Source organism: Bacillus sp. AL-1R (genome assembly GCF_052180195.1).
Lineage (GTDB): Bacteria > Bacillota > Bacilli > Bacillales > Bacillaceae_G > Gottfriedia.
On sequence record NZ_CP197469.1, the window covers coordinates 2917991 to 2933205 of the forward strand.

Annotated in this window: 15 protein-coding genes; 6 read left to right on the forward strand and 9 right to left on the reverse strand. The window is 33.2% G+C overall.

The window, feature by feature from the left end:
* The first annotated feature begins 9 nt into the window (after positions 1-9).
* The 4 genes from ACSBO6_RS13965 to ACSBO6_RS13980 are packed head-to-tail and all read left to right on the forward strand — an operon-like array spanning position 10 to position 3458.
* On the forward strand, positions 10-1632 hold the full coding sequence (locus tag ACSBO6_RS13965; RefSeq protein ID WP_498843519.1) for a nitrite/sulfite reductase: 1623 nt from the start codon (positions 10-12) through the stop codon (positions 1630-1632).
* Positions 1633-1648: 16 nt separating this feature from the next.
* A complete protein-coding gene (locus ACSBO6_RS13970) occupies positions 1649-1867 on the forward strand; it encodes a DUF3906 family protein (protein WP_098844890.1) in 219 nt (72 codons plus the stop codon).
* 16 nt (positions 1868-1883) lie between these two features.
* On the forward strand, positions 1884-2669 hold the full coding sequence (gene cobA, locus ACSBO6_RS13975; RefSeq protein WP_498843520.1) for a uroporphyrinogen-III C-methyltransferase: 786 nt from the start codon (positions 1884-1886) through the stop codon (positions 2667-2669).
* A 33-nt stretch (positions 2670-2702) separates the two neighbouring features.
* Positions 2703-3458: a sirohydrochlorin chelatase gene (locus tag ACSBO6_RS13980; protein ID WP_498843521.1), complete on the forward strand. Its 756-nt coding sequence runs from the start codon at positions 2703-2705 to the stop codon at positions 3456-3458.
* Positions 3459-3503: 45 nt separating this feature from the next.
* Here ACSBO6_RS13980 and ACSBO6_RS13985 read toward each other — a convergent pair whose 3' ends face one another.
* The 7 genes from ACSBO6_RS13985 to gcvT form a co-directional block, all read right to left on the reverse strand.
* On the reverse strand, positions 3504-4706 hold the full coding sequence (locus ACSBO6_RS13985; protein WP_498843522.1) for an aminotransferase: 1203 nt from the start codon (positions 4704-4706) through the stop codon (positions 3504-3506).
* On the reverse strand, positions 4703-5197 hold the full coding sequence (locus ACSBO6_RS13990) for an Lrp/AsnC family transcriptional regulator (RefSeq protein ID WP_098844893.1): 495 nt from the start codon (positions 5195-5197) through the stop codon (positions 4703-4705). The genes ACSBO6_RS13985 and ACSBO6_RS13990 overlap by 4 nt, the downstream gene beginning before the upstream one ends.
* An 80-nt stretch (positions 5198-5277) precedes the next feature.
* Entirely contained in the window at positions 5278-6639 is a 1362-nt protein-coding gene (locus ACSBO6_RS13995; protein ID WP_098844894.1) for an aspartate kinase, read from the reverse strand.
* Positions 6640-6888: 249 nt separating this feature from the next.
* Positions 6889-7053 carry a hypothetical protein gene (locus tag ACSBO6_RS14000; protein ID WP_180232828.1) on the reverse strand — a complete coding sequence of 55 codons (165 nt, stop codon included), beginning with the start codon at positions 7051-7053 and terminating at the stop codon, positions 6889-6891.
* A gap of 323 nt (positions 7054-7376) precedes the next feature.
* Positions 7377-8834, reverse strand: a complete 1458-nt coding sequence (gcvPB, locus tag ACSBO6_RS14005; protein WP_098844895.1) for an aminomethyl-transferring glycine dehydrogenase subunit GcvPB — start codon at positions 8832-8834, stop codon at positions 7377-7379.
* Positions 8806-10191, reverse strand: coding sequence for an aminomethyl-transferring glycine dehydrogenase subunit GcvPA (gcvPA, locus tag ACSBO6_RS14010; RefSeq protein ID WP_498843523.1), 1386 nt, complete (start codon positions 10189-10191; stop codon positions 8806-8808). Before gcvPA ends, gcvPB begins: the two co-directional genes overlap by 29 nt.
* A gap of 26 nt (positions 10192-10217) precedes the next feature.
* Positions 10218-11321 carry a glycine cleavage system aminomethyltransferase GcvT gene (gene gcvT, locus ACSBO6_RS14015; protein WP_098844896.1) on the reverse strand — a complete coding sequence of 368 codons (1104 nt, stop codon included), beginning with the start codon at positions 11319-11321 and terminating at the stop codon, positions 10218-10220.
* A gap of 358 nt (positions 11322-11679) precedes the next feature.
* Between gcvT and ACSBO6_RS14020 the strand changes: the two genes are divergently transcribed.
* Both ACSBO6_RS14020 and ACSBO6_RS14025 read left to right on the forward strand, forming a co-directional pair.
* The gene (locus ACSBO6_RS14020) at positions 11680-13365 is read left to right on the forward strand and encodes a DEAD/DEAH box helicase (protein ID WP_098844897.1); all 1686 of its coding nucleotides are present in this window, start codon (positions 11680-11682) and stop codon (positions 13363-13365) included.
* A complete protein-coding gene (locus ACSBO6_RS14025) occupies positions 13352-14158 on the forward strand; it encodes a YqhG family protein (RefSeq protein WP_498843524.1) in 807 nt (268 codons plus the stop codon). Before ACSBO6_RS14020 ends, ACSBO6_RS14025 begins: the two co-directional genes overlap by 14 nt.
* A 294-nt stretch (positions 14159-14452) precedes the next feature.
* Here ACSBO6_RS14025 and ACSBO6_RS14030 read toward each other — a convergent pair whose 3' ends face one another.
* Both ACSBO6_RS14030 and ACSBO6_RS14035 read right to left on the reverse strand, forming a co-directional pair.
* Entirely contained in the window at positions 14453-14662 is a 210-nt protein-coding gene (locus ACSBO6_RS14030; protein WP_098844899.1) for a YqzE family protein, read from the reverse strand.
* A gap of 19 nt (positions 14663-14681) precedes the next feature.
* Positions 14682-15209, reverse strand: a complete 528-nt coding sequence (locus ACSBO6_RS14035) for a shikimate kinase (protein ID WP_498843525.1) — start codon at positions 15207-15209, stop codon at positions 14682-14684.
* Positions 15210-15215 lie beyond the last annotated feature (6 nt).

The window sequence follows — 15215 nt, forward strand, 5'->3', positions numbered from 1 at the left end:
GATAATAAGATGGCATATGAAAAAATATGGAAAGACAATCTTAAACTAAATGAAACTGAAAAAAAGAAGCTCGTTAAGGATGGGCTTAAAATTTATGATGACATCCCTTACTATGCTGAAAATGGGTTTGAATCCATTCCAAAAGATCAATGGGATTTGTTTAAGTGGGCAGGATGCTATTTACAAAAGCCCAAAGAAGCCGGATATTTCATGATGCGAGTTAATGTTCCGTCTGGCATTTTAACTCATGAACAGCTTATAACATTAGCAGAAATCGCTCGTGATTATGGTCGAGATGTATATGATATTACAACTAGGCAAGCAATCCAATTTCATTGGTTAACAATTGATCAAATACCAGATATTTTCTCTCGTTTAGAAAAAGTTGGTCTATCTAGTGCTGGTGCATGTGGTGATATTACGCGTAATATCGTTGGAAATCCACTTGCAGGAATCGATCCGAATGAATTATTTGATACTTCACCTATTGTGAAGGAAGTTTATGAATTCTTTCAGTTTAATGAAGAATTCTCTAATCTACCTAGAAAATATAAAATGTCGATCAGTACAAATAAAAATAATGCATCAAATGCAGAAATTAACTGTATTTCATTTATTCCGGCTATAAAAGAAATTAACGGCAAAGAAACTGCTGGTTTTCATTTAAAAGTTGGTGGTGGGCTATCATCTGCTCCGCATTTAGCTCAAGAACTTGATGTATTCTTATTGCCACATCAAGTGAAAGAAGTTGCAATCGCCGTTACAACAATCTTTAGAGATTATGGTTACCGTGAAAAACGCCATCACTCTCGTTTAAAGTTTTTAGTCGCTGATTGGGGCGTTGAAAAGTTTAAAGAAGTTCTAGAAGGATATACAGGAAAGCTATTAACAAAAGGAAAAGGCTTTGAGGAGTCATGGAACGCAGGGTATTTTTATGGCGTTCATCCACAAAAACAAGAAGGACTAAATTATGTTGGATTAAGCATACCTGTTGGAAGATTGCATTCTAAGGAAGTTTTTGAGTTAGCTAGAATCGTTAAAAAATACGGTAATGGTGAAATACGTAATTGTAATTCACAAAATTTAATTTTGCCAAATATTCCAACAGAAAAACTTGATGAATTATTGAAAGAACCAATACTCGAGAAATTCACTCCAACACCGCCAAAATTTATTGGTTATTCTGTTGCTTGTACAGGAAACGAATATTGCAATTTAGCTTTAGTCGAAACGAAAGCTCGTATGAAAGATACCGCTTCTTATTTAGATGAAAAAATTACATTAGATGTACCTGTTAGAATTCATATGGTTGGTTGCCCGAACTCTTGTGGTCAAAGAGCGATCGCTGATATAGGACTACAAGGAATTAAGGCTCGTAATGAGAAAAAAGAATTAGTAGAAGCTTTTGAGATCTATGTAGGCGGAACATTAGCCAACGGTGGTAAATTAAATAAAAAATTAAAAGGGAAAGTTGAATCCCCTGCCCTTCACTTAGTTCTAGAAAAATTCTTACAGCATTTTAGCGAAAATAAACTACCTTCAGAAACCTTTTTAGATTATGTCTCAAGAGTTGGAATTGAAGAATTACAAACCTATTTAACTTCCATTCTTGAAACTGTCAATGCATCTTAAAGAAAGTCGGTGACATATGTTTTTATATCGATTTGAAGCACTAATAGAAAGCCGTGTCGTTCCTATTGTTATTTTAGCAAGCGATGATGAAAAAGCATTCAAACTAGTTGATACAGAACTTGAAAAATTTTATGTAAAAAAACCGGACGTAAAAGAACTATTAATGTATGAAAAAAAGAAAGTTAGTCAAAGTGGTGGATTTGTTTTAGATTTAGAAGTTTTAAGTAATCGATGATGATGAGGTGTGAGGAATGATTGGAAAAGTTTATTTAGTTGGTGCTGGACCAGGAGATGTTGATTTAATTACAGTAAAAGGTCTAAAGTGCATTCAAAATGCAGATGTCATTATATATGACCGACTAGTAAATAAGGAATTACTAGAGTATGCAAAAGAATCCGTCGAGTTAATATACGCTGGTAAACTCCCAAACTACCATGCATTAAAACAAGAAACAATAAATGCTTTCTTAGTCAAATATGCAAAAAAAGGAAAAAACGTAGTTCGATTAAAAGGTGGAGATCCTTTCATTTTTGGTCGTGGTGGTGAAGAAGCAACCTATCTTGTAGAACGTGGTATCTCCTTTGAAATCGTTCCTGGCATTACATCAGGTATAGCAGCTCCAGCTTATGCTGGTATCCCTGTCACCCATCGTGATTATAGTAGTTCTTTTGCTTTTGTAACAGGTCATTGCAAAGAAGAGGATACAGTTAAATGGTCCTCTTTAGCAAAAGGCATCGACACACTAGCAATTTATATGGGAGTTAATAATTTGCCTTATATTCGTCATCAACTAATTTCTAATGGAAAACATCAAGATACTCCAGTTGCTCTAATTCATTTTGGTACGACAAATCAGCAGCGAACTGTCATTAGTACACTAAAAAATGTCATATCAGACGTAGAAAAAGAAAAAATAACCAATCCTAGTATGATTATCGTAGGAGAAGTAGTTAAATTACACCATCAATTACAATGGTTTGAAACGAACTATAACGCGATCACTGAACCTAAAAAAATTAATTATTCAAGTCTTTAAATTCTCCCTTAAAATGGAATGAGGTGCTTTAGAATGGATGCAATCTTATATGTATGTCATGGAAGCCGTGTAAAATCGGCTGTCCATTCAGCCATACAGTTTGTTAAAAAAGTACAAAAACAAATCGATTGCCCAATTCAAGAGATTAGTTTTATTGAACTTTGTGAACCATCAATTTCAGTAGGATTAGAGAATTGTTTGCGTAAAGGAGCAAAATCGGTAACAGTATTGCCGGTTTTACTCCTTTCTGCAAATCATGCAAAAGTGGATATTCCTCTTGAAGTAACCAATTTTCAAATGAAATACCCACACATAAATATAAAAATAGCCAATCCAATCGGTATTCACAAAAATATGATCGAATTAATCCAAAAGCGAATTAATGAAAAAGTTAAGCATATATTAAAGCCAGCTAAAATACTACTAGTTGGACGAGGAAGTAGTGATCCATTAACAATCGATGATTTCAATTCAATCGTTAAACTTCTTGAAGCAAATTTAAAGCACCCTGTTCTCCCCGCTTTTATGGCAGTATCAAAGCCATCGATTCACGAAGCTTGGGATCAACTATTGACTGAAAAAAATCAAAAAGTAATTATCATTCCGTATTTATTTTTTTCAGGAACTCTTATGAATGAATTAAGAGATAAGATAAAAAAGCTGCCTCTAGAAGTGCAAAATAACTGGATATTATGTGAAACCTTAGGGTATGATCACTTAATTTCCTCAATTTTTATTGAAAGAATAATTGACGCTAAAACAAAAGAATTATTAACTGCAATAAGATAAAAGCTCTTGTTTCCTCTAATGGAAAACAAGAGCTTAATTTTTAGTTTATTTACTTTCAGCTTTAATAAAATTTGTTGGTTCGTATGTTGGAAGAGTCTGTAAAAATCGATTAATCCTTTTTGTAGCTTCAATTAATTGATTTAATGAAGTTGCATATGAACATCGAATATACCCTTCTCCACAATCGCCAAAAACATTTCCCGGGACGACCGCTACTCTCTCTTTTAATAATAATTGTTCAGCGAACTCCTCTGATGTTAAGCCAGTATTCTGTATTGAAGGGAATACATAAAAAGCTCCACCAGGAAGATGACATGATAATCCAATTTCATGAAGAGATTGCACTAAAAAATTTCGACGCTGCATATAACTGCGTCTCATTTCTTCTACATCATGATCCCCATTTCGAAGTGCTTCAACTGCAGCATGCTGTGACATAGTCGGTGCACACATAATTGCATATTGGTGAACTTTGAGCATATGAGAAATAATGTCCGAAGGTGCTGCAACGATACCAAGTCTCCAACCTGTCATTGCAAATGTCTTAGAAAATCCAGAAATTAAAATTGTATGGTCTCTCATTCCATCGATATTTGCAAAGCTTGTATATTCGCCATCATAAACAAGTTCAGCATAAATTTCATCAGAAATGACAATTAAATTATGTTTTTTAACAAATACGGCTAAATCCTCTAATAATTCTTTCTCCAGTAAAGTACCAGTCGGATTATTAGGATTACAAAGTAAGATTGCCTTAGTTTTTTGTGTAAGTTTCTTTTTCAACGCTTGAAGATTTATTTTAAACTCTTCTTCTCCTGCTGTTGCTAAATGAACTGGAACACCGCCTGCAAGTGATACTAAAGGTGCATATGACACAAAGCATGGATCGATTACAATTACTTCGTCTCCAGGATTTAAAATTGTTCTTAACGCTATATCAATCCCTTGACTTGCCCCTACCGTTATAATTAATTCATCTTCTGGACTATAATGCACATCAAACTTCTTAGCAAAATAACGACTTACTTCCTGACGTAATTCTAACAGTCCAGCATTTGAAGTGTATGCCGTATGTCCTGTCTCTAACGAATAAATACTTGCTTCTCTCACATTCCAAGGCGTAACAAAATCAGGTTCACCTACCCCAAGTGAAATGACATTATCCATACTAGCCGCTAAATCAAAAAACTTTCGAATCCCTGATGGTTGTAGTGTAGTTACTGTATTTGATAAATTAAATTTACTCATGGCGTGATCACCATACGCTTATCACTTTGTTTTTGTCCATATACGATACTATCATGTTTATAACGTTTTAAGATAAAATGGGTAGTCGTTGATAATATAGATTCTAAAGTTGATAGTTTTTGGGATACAAATGAAGCAATTGAAGTCATTGTTTTTCCTTCAACTACAACTGATAGGTCATATGTTCCTGACATTAAATAAACTGATTTAACTTCCGGGTATAAATAGATTTTTTCAGCAATCTCATCAAACCCTACACCTCGTTTTGGAGCTACTTTTACATCAATCATAGCAGTTATACTCTCTTGAACTGGCACTTTCCCCCAATCAATTAAGGTAATGTATTGAAGAATAACACGATCGTTTTCAAATTTTGTTAATAGATTGGCTACCTCTTCTTCAGTAACTCCAATCATTTTTGCTAGTACGTCATTACTTAAGCGTCCATTTTGTTCAATACACTGAAGTAACTGTATTTCTTTTTCTGTCATATTCATATACTCCTTATGTATTCCATCTTCTGGAATTACGTTAAATAATTATTCTTTTCATCTATATTTTAATAAATTAGTTAGATGACACTTTTCGAGAAGAATTCTTCATAAATAACTTGGACTGCTTTTTTCTCATCAAATGATTTTACGCCAAACATCATACTTACTTCTGAAGAACCTTGGTTTATCATTTCGATATTAATTCCTGCATTTGCTAACGCTTTACTCGCTCTTGCTGTAGTACCAACATTATGTCGCATCCCCTCACCTACTAACATGATTAAGGCAAGGTCTCTTTCAACGACCACATGGTCTGCATTTAATTCATCTTGGATCCGTTTAATAATTTGACATTCCAATTCAACTGGTAATTGGTTTTGGCGAATAATAATTGAAATATCATCGATTCCACTTGGCTGATGCTCATATGAAATTCGATAATCCTCAAGTATTTGCAATAATTTACGCCCAAAACCTATTTCTCTGTTCATTAAATACTTGCTTATATAAATACTACAAAATCCATTATCACTCGCGACACCAATTAAAGGACCGTTTGATAACGTACGTTCCTTTACAATTCGTGTCCCAGGAGCAGTTGGATTATTCGTATTTTTAATGTTTACTGGAATTCCAGCTTGAAAAGCAGGTATCAATGCTTCATCGTGAAATACGTTAAAACCTGCATAAGATAACTCCCTCATTTCTCGATAGGTTAATTCTTTTATTTCCTTTGGATTATGAATAATCGCAGGATTTACAGAAAAAACTGCATCGACATCAGTAAAGTTTTCATATAAAGTAGCTTTAACCCCATTAGCAACAACAGAACCAGTTATATCTGAACCACTGCGAGAAAATGTAACGATATGTCCATCCTCTGAATATCCAAAAAAACCTGGGAAAATAAGAATGCCCGATTTTTTTCTCAATTCAAATAAATTCTCATAGCTTTTCGCTAAAACTTGAGCATGCCCTGGTTCATTTGTAACAAATAAACCTGCTTCTTTTGGATTAATATAACTTGCCTCAAGTTCTTTTAACTGAAAATATGACGCTACTAATCTAGCACAATTATCTTCCCCACATGCCATAACTGCATCCATATATCTTGCAGGATGATCCTTTTTATTACTGATCGCAAGTTCGATACGGAGTGAAATTTCATTCATAATATCCGCTGGTAAACCTAATCCAATTGCAATTTCAGAATACCTTTGGATTATTTGATTGAATTCCTTTGAATAATCCTTACCCATTAGAGCAAGTTGTGCGCAACTAATTAGTAAATCGGTAACTTTAAGATCATCTGGAAATCTTTTGCCTGGTGCAGATACAACGATAATTTTACGTTCAACATCTGATGTAACAATCTGAAATACTTTTTCAATTTGTTCAGAAGTGGCTAATGAAGACCCACCAAATTTTACGATTTTCATTTTGATTACCCCTAATATAGTTAATTTTCAGTTAAAAATAATGTTACAATTATCCTCCTTATATGAGAAAAAATCAACACCATTTAATAAGTTTTTTGGGAAAATTTAGTATGTTACAAAAAGAATTTGACGTAGCTGTGGGTATTTATTCATTCCGGTGAAAGAATGACAATAACAAATGATAGATTCTTTTAAGAAGTATGTAGGTTATGTAATTAAAAAATTAAATGTAGATTATGGAATAAAGAACTATTGATAGTGATTGAAATCTTTATGATCTTTAACCCCTCCTGTTACATTTTTGTCTTGAATTACTATTCCACTATTTATGTATTGTATAAAAATCCAATTAATAATAATTTTAAAACTATTTATTAAATAAACAATAAACGAAAAATAAATAGTGATAATCATAAAAAAGCCTCTTATTTTAGCAAATATAGTGAGCTTTCTTATTTTTATACTTGAAGCAACTATCGTCCAAATTTAAACGATTCGTTCTTGCCTGAGCGATTGAAAATGTCCCCACGATTACCTTATTTCTACAGAATGAACATACAATTGAAGCTTTAACCAAGATGGTTTTTAATACCCGAGGTCCAAGCATTTGATGGTCGAATTAAACGAATTAAATAGTTTATAGAAGATATAAAAGCACGTGTATCAAACGGTTAAGAATCTACATAATCAGAAATTCGGCAAAAAAAAGTTCCCTCCTAATGAGGGAACTTTTTGAATTATGCTTTAATATAACGTAATACAGGTTTACGAGCTGCTAAAGTTTCGTCAAGTCGACTTACAACAGTTGTATGTGGAGCCTCTTGTACGATTTCTGGATTTTCTTCTGCTTCTTTAGCAATTGTAATCATTGTATCAACAAATGAATCCAATGTTTCTTTTGATTCAGTTTCAGTTGGTTCAATCATGATACATTCTTCCACGTTTAATGGGAAGTAAATTGTTGGTGGGTGGTAACCAAAGTCTAATAGGCGTTTAGCGATATCTAAAGTACGAACACCTAATTTCTTTTGACGTTTTCCACTTAATACGAACTCATGTTTACAATGACGATCGAATGGTAGGTCAAAATATGGTTCTAAACGACGCATCATATAGTTAGCATTTAAAACTGCATCTTCTGTTACTTGTTTTAATCCTTCTGGACCCATTGAGCGAATATAAGTATATGCACGAACATTAATTCCAAAGTTTCCAAAGAAAGGTTTTACACGACCGATTGACTCTGGACGATCGAAATTTAAAACATATTCTTCTCCTACTTTTTCAACGATTGGTGCTGGTAAATATGGAATTAAATCTGCTTTAACTCCAACAGGACCAGAACCAGGGCCACCACCACCGTGTGGACCAGTGAATGTTTTATGAAGATTTAAATGCACTACATCAAATCCCATATCTCCAGGGCGTGCTTTACTTAATACAGCATTTAAGTTAGCTCCGTCATAATAAACTTTTCCGCCTGCAGCATGGATGATTTCAGCAATTTCATAAATATCCTCTTCAAATAGACCTAATGTATTTGGATTCGTAAGCATTAATGCTGCAACGTTTTCATCAACAACACGACGTAAATCATCTAAGTCAACTAAGCCTTTTTCATTTGATTTAACTGTAATAGTTTCAAAACCTGCAACAGTTGCAGATGCTGGGTTTGTACCATGAGCAGAGTCAGGTACAATTACTTTAGTACGGTTGAAGTCACCGCGGCTTTCGTGATAAGCACGGATAATCATTAATCCAGTCCACTCACCATGCGCGCCTGCAGCTGGTTGTAATGTTACTTCATCCATTCCAGTAATTTCTTTCAATTCTTGTTGAAGCTCATGCATTAATTCTAATGCACCTTGTACAGAATACTCATCTTGTAGTGGATGAACATGTGCAAAACCAGCCATACGTGCAACAGCTTCATTAATTTTTGGATTGTATTTCATTGTACAAGATCCAAGTGGGTAGAACCCTGAATCTAAACCATGATTACGTTTAGATAATGCAGTATAATGACGCATTAAATCTAACTCAGAAACCTCTGGTAAATCCGCTTTTTCTTTACGAATATAAGTACTTGGAATAACTTCATTAATATCGATTTCTTCTACATCCATTGTAGGAAGACTATATGCAATACGACCTTCTTTACTAATCTCAAAAACTAACGGTTGATCCTTCAGCATGTTGAATCCCCTTTCCGTTTACTAATAATGCTAATTCTTCTACAAATGTATCAATATGTTGTTTAGAACGTAATTCAGTTATTGCGATTAACATATGATTTTCCATAGTAGGTTCAACTTTTGCTAAGTCATAACCACCGATAATTTTCTTAGTAAATAATTGCTTATTTATTTCAGAAACATTTTGTTTCACATCAATTACAAGTTCGTTGAATGCAGCACCTTGGAATACAACTGAGATACCGTTTTCAATTAATTTTTTCTTCATATATTGAGTACGAGAAATATTTTGCATTGCCATTTCTACAGCACCATTTTTACCAAGAGCTGTCATTGCAACAGACGCTGCTAATGCATTTAATGCTTGGTTAGAACAAATATTTGAAGTTGCTTTATCACGACGAATATGTTGTTCACGTGCTTGAAGAGTTAATACAAATCCGCGACGTCCTTCTCCATCAACTGTTTGTCCAACTAAACGTCCTGGCATTTTACGCATTAATTTAGATGTTGTAGCAAAGTATCCACAGTGAGGACCGCCAAATTGAGTTGGAATACCAAATGTTTGAGCATCGCCTGCAACTATATCCGCTCCAAATTCACCTGGAGGAGTTAATGCTGCTAATGCTAATGGATTACTTGAAACAACGAATAAACTTTTACCAGTATGTGCAATTGGTTCGATTTCAGCTAATTCTTCTACTTGTCCATAGAAGTTAGGATATTGAACAACAACACATGCTACATTTTCATTCATTTCATTTTTTAATTCTTCGATATCAGTTCTTCCATCTTTAATGCCAATTTCAACAACCTCTAAATGCTGCCCTTTTGCATAAGATAGGATAACTTCACGTGATTGTGGATGAACGCCTTTTGAAACTAAAATACGTTTTTTACCATTATGACCTGCTGCTAAAGTAGTTGCTTCTGCTAAAGAAGTACCACCGTCATACATAGATGAGTTTGCAACATCCATACCTGTTAATTCACAAATCATTGTTTGGAATTCAAATATTGCTTGAAGCTCACCTTGAGAAATCTCAGGTTGATAAGGAGTATAAGCTGTATAGAACTCTGAACGTGAAATGACATGATCTACAACAGTTGGTAAGTAATGATCATACACACCCGCTCCTAAGAAAGATACATACTCTTTTAAATTGGCATTTTTGTTAGCTAATTCAGATAATTCTTTTAATAAATCAGATTCAGACTTTGCTTTTTTAATGTTTAATAAGCCATTAAAACGAACTTTTTCAGGAATATCACTAAATAATTCATCAACTGATGAAACACCTACTACTTTTAACATCTCTTGACGATCTTGCTCTGTCATTGGTAAATAACGATGCATTAAGGTAATCCCCTTTCTCCCCCTAGTTACTTCTTCTCTCTTTTGTAAAATGGTTTTGAAACTACTACTGCTTTTAATTTTTTATTTCGAATTTCAACTTCAAGTTCAGTACCTAAAGCAGAAAATTCAGATTTGATTAATGCAAGCCCAATATTTTTCTTTAATGTTGGAGATTGTGTACCACTTGTTACTTCACCGATTACTTCCCCGTTTACATATACAGGATAGTGAGTTCTTGGAATACCTTTGTCAATCATTTCAATCCCTACAAGTTTGCGAGGTACACCTTGCTCTTTTTGATTTTTCAGAACTTCTTTACCGAAGAAATCTTCTTCTTTATTTAATTTCACAGCAAAGCCGATTCCAGCTTCTAATGGAGTAATATCTTTTGATAATTCTTGACCATATAATGCTAGAGCCGCTTCGAAACGAAGTGTATCACGTGCACCTAACCCACATGGTTTTAAACCGTCTTCTTTACCTGCTTCTAAAAGTAATGTCCAAAGCTTAGATGCATCTTCAGCAGCTAGGTAAAGCTCGTATCCATCTTCACCAGTGTAACCTGTGCGTGAAACTAAAACATTTAGATCACCAATTAATACATTATCTTTAAAAGTAAAATACTTAATATCAGAAACGTTCTCATTCGTTAAACGTTGTAAAATTGCAACAGATTTTGGCCCTTGAAGAGCTAATTGTGCAACTTCATTACTTTTATTAACTACTTTTACATCACCTTCAACATGTGAAATTAACCATTCGAAATCTTTTTCAATATTAGACGCATTTACAACTAATAAATAGTGTTCATCGTTATATTTATAAACTAGTAAATCGTCTACAGTTCCAGCGTTTTCATAGCACATTGCTGTATATAATGCGCCTTCTTCATTTAATTTTGAAATATCATTTGTCATCATTTTTTGTAAATATTTAAGACTATCTTTACCAGTTACTTCTATTTCTCCCATGTGAGAAACATCAAATAAACCAGCTGCTGTACGAACAGCTTCGTGCTCTTCTTTAATGCTCGAAAATTGTACAGGTAGCTCCCAGCCACCAAAATCAATTGTTTTACCACCTAACACTTTGTAATCTTCAAACAAAGGTGTGCGTAATAAAGTCGTCATGTAGCCATTTCCCCCTTATCTACATGCTAGCATGATGGAAAACTAAATTAATAGTTCGTCCAGCTAACCATTAAATAATTTACATATTTTGTATATTTTCGGAAAAACTAGTAGAAAACAAGAAAATATTATCAATCTATATTAGTTAACTGTTTTTTCTTAACAATAAGAGTTTTTTGTTTAATAAAAGAATAATAAATTTTTACTTTTTTTCTACACTATTATCCTAACATTAAACGACAAGTTTCAGCAATATCGAAGTGAATTTTTTTAAAATTAAAATAACGAACATTATATCAATTAATTCAATATAATGTTCATGATTATCCAATATAAAATTGAAATAGGTGAGGTTTGTATGTCAATCGAGATTAAATTCCATACAGAATGGCAGGAAGATTTCTTAGAGAAGCTTGAAAATGATGGACCATGGTCAAATTGGGAGAATTATAAGCTTGCCTATCATACTTCTACAAAATTAGCAATTCCATCTTTTACAGGTATGATTGCTCCTACTCATTTACCAAATTTAACTCCATTGCCTCATCAATTAGATGTAGCTACGACTGTAATTGAAAAAATGAATGGAAAAGCAATTTTAGCTGACGAAGTAGGATTAGGTAAAACAGTTGAGGCGGGTTTAATTTTAAAAGAATACATGATTCGTGGCTTAGTTAATAAGGTGCTTATACTGGTCCCAGCATCACTTGTATCACAGTGGACCTTTGAATTAAATACAAAATTCCATATTCCAGCAATCGCACAACAAAAAAAGAATTATGTGTGGGATAGCTGTGATGTTGTTGTATCGTCAATCGATACTGCAAAAAGGGACCCTCATCGAGAAAAAATATTAAATATCAATTATGATCTCGTCATTATCGATGAAGCTCATAAACTTAAAAACAATAAAACAAAAAACTATGAGTTTGTACAACATCTTAAAAAGAAGTATTGTTTACTGCTTACTGCTACACCGGTTCAAAATAACATAGAAGAAATTTTCCATTTAGTTTCTTTATTAAAACCTGGCCATCTAGGTAATAAATCTAGTTTTGAAGAATATTTTTCTGCTAAGAACCGTTCATTAGAGCATGAAGATTTACTAAGAGAACTTATTGGAAAAGTAATGGTTCGAAATCGTAGACAAGATACAGGCATCGAGTGGACAAAGCGAAAAGTAGAAACAGTATTAATTAATTTTAATGAGGAAGAGCAAAAACTTTATGATCTAATCGACGAATGGCAGAAATCACAATATACCGGGGTAACCTCTGCGTTCTCCTTCTTAACTTTTAAGCGTGAAGCTTGTAGTAGTCGTGAAGCTGTTTATGTATCAATGAAAAAAATGCTTCAAAGATTTGAAAAAGACAATATTGATATTAATGATCCGTATATTGAGAAAATTTTTCATCAAATTAATCAAATTACATCTAATTCAAAAGCAAATAAAGTAGTTGAACTAATTAAAAAAATAAATGATAAAGTTATTATTTTTACTGAATATCGCGCAACACAGTTATATTTACAATGGTTTTTAAAACAAAACGGTATTACATCTGTTCCATTTAGGGGTGGCTTTAAACGTGGTAAGAAGGATTGGATGAAAGAATTATTTAAAAATCGTGTACAAGTGCTAATAGCAACCGAGGCCGGTGGTGAAGGTATTAACCTACAATTTTGTTCAAATATGATAAATTATGACCTTCCTTGGAATCCAATGAGACTTGAACAAAGAATAGGACGTATTCATCGACTTGGACAAACAGAGGATGTAAGTATCTATAACTTTGCGACTGTTGGCTCAATTGAAGAACACATTTTAAGACTACTTTATGAAAAAATTAATTTATTTGAGCGTGTAATCGGTGAACTAGATGATATTCTAACTAGAATTCCTTACAAGGATTTTGAAGCCCATATGAATGAAATATTTATTAATTCTAAAACTGAAGGCGAAATGAAAATTAAAATGGAAAATTTAACGTCCATCATTCAATTACAGCAACATAAACAAGCAGGTGATAGTTATGCAGCAACATGAAATCCATGATTATATCGAATACTTTTTCAGACATAATGATTGTGAAATCGTAAAGAACACACCAACATATTTAGAAATACAATTAACGATTGAGATGGATAAAAAATTAATGAATCGTCCTTTCTATTGGCATTATTTAGAAAAAACAGGCGGTATTCCAAATCCTATGAAGTTAACACTTATTACAGATAGTGATAATGCACCTGAAGATCTTAAAGGCGAACAAATTCATTTTGGTTCGCCACGTCTTCACCAGATTTTCTCGATCGTAAATGATCTAGGCCAATCAATTTTACTTTATGAAGACACAAGAGCACCTATCGGCCAACAAATTGCATTACATCCTTGGTTAGCTGTCAATTATCAGGTATCTTTTACTTGTGATCATAAAAAAGATTATTTATATTCTTTTGGAATCCATTTAATTTCCGGAAGGATTATTGAAGATTTTCATACAAAAATTGAAAAAATCCAGTTCAATTCTAAAATACCTGATTTTTGCTATTCCATGTCACCTTTGATTAAACCAATTAGTGGTTTAAACCGAATGGAACAATTAATTCGAAACAAAATTGAAAAAGAAGATACAAAATGGGCTGAAGAAGCAAGAAATAGATGGCAACATGATTTAGATTTATTAAATCAATTTTATGAAGATGATGAAGAAAAACCTGAAAATTATCATGTAGAATACAATGCACTAAAAGAACTTTATGAACCAATTATTCATGTTGATGCAATTAATGGTGGACTTTTTTATCTATCACCAAACACAATGAATAAACTAAGTTAACAGCTTTCAATTGTAGGAAGATCTAAATAAGATCATTCCTCTCAGTGTGTCGACAAAGTACAAAAAATCTGATTTTCAGACTGATTGCAAGCGCTTGTCTTTCGAGGCGCGAAGTCTGGTGAGGAGCGGAGTTACCTTAGACGGTAATGAGCACCGCAGACAGGCGAAGCAACGAAGAAAGCGAGCGTTTTCGGGCAGTCTGAGAGGAAGATCTAAATAAGATCATTCCTCTTTTTTTCTTATAACTGCAAAAAAATAAAGACTGACTTCTATAGTTGAAATCAGTCTTATTCACTAAATACTTTTCTTTTCTTTATCATTACGATTTTGAATTTTTTTCATAAATAAAGCTAGACTTAATGGTAACATTCCAAACATGTTGGTAGAGAAAGGAGCCTTCATCTCATCTTTTTCTTGTTTTATTGAATCACGTTTCTCTTTTGGTTGATCAATATAATTAATAAACTGTTCCGTCATATATTTTACATAATCATTTGTTTTCAAAACAAATCACCTTACTTTCTTATCGCTTATTTCTACTATCTCCTCTTTTTGAATAATTTAAACAGTCAATGATTTCCAATGCAATTTCAATTGGTGTTAAATTATTCGTTGAAATTACATAATCTGCTTTTTTATATTGTGATTCTCTCCTTTGAAATAACTCTGTCAATTCTTCTACCGATCGATTTACAGCATTAGGTCGATTAGAATCCAAATGTATTCTTTCGTATATTATTTCAATTGGCGTTTCAAGATAAATTATTTTCCCAGTTTTTTTCATATACGCGATGTTTTCATCACGAAGAATGATTCCACCACCTGTTGAAGCAACCATATTTTTTGATAGTAAATTTTTTAATACTTTCGTTTCTATATCGCGAAAGCCGCTTTCACCGAACTCATTAAACAATTTTGGTATGCTTTTGCCTGTTTGAGAAACAATTTCCTCATCTAGATCAATAAATTTTTTGTTTACTTTTTTAGCTAATTCCTTTCCAACAGTCGTCTTACCACACCCCATAAATCCTACTAAATAAATTGCTTCCATTTCATC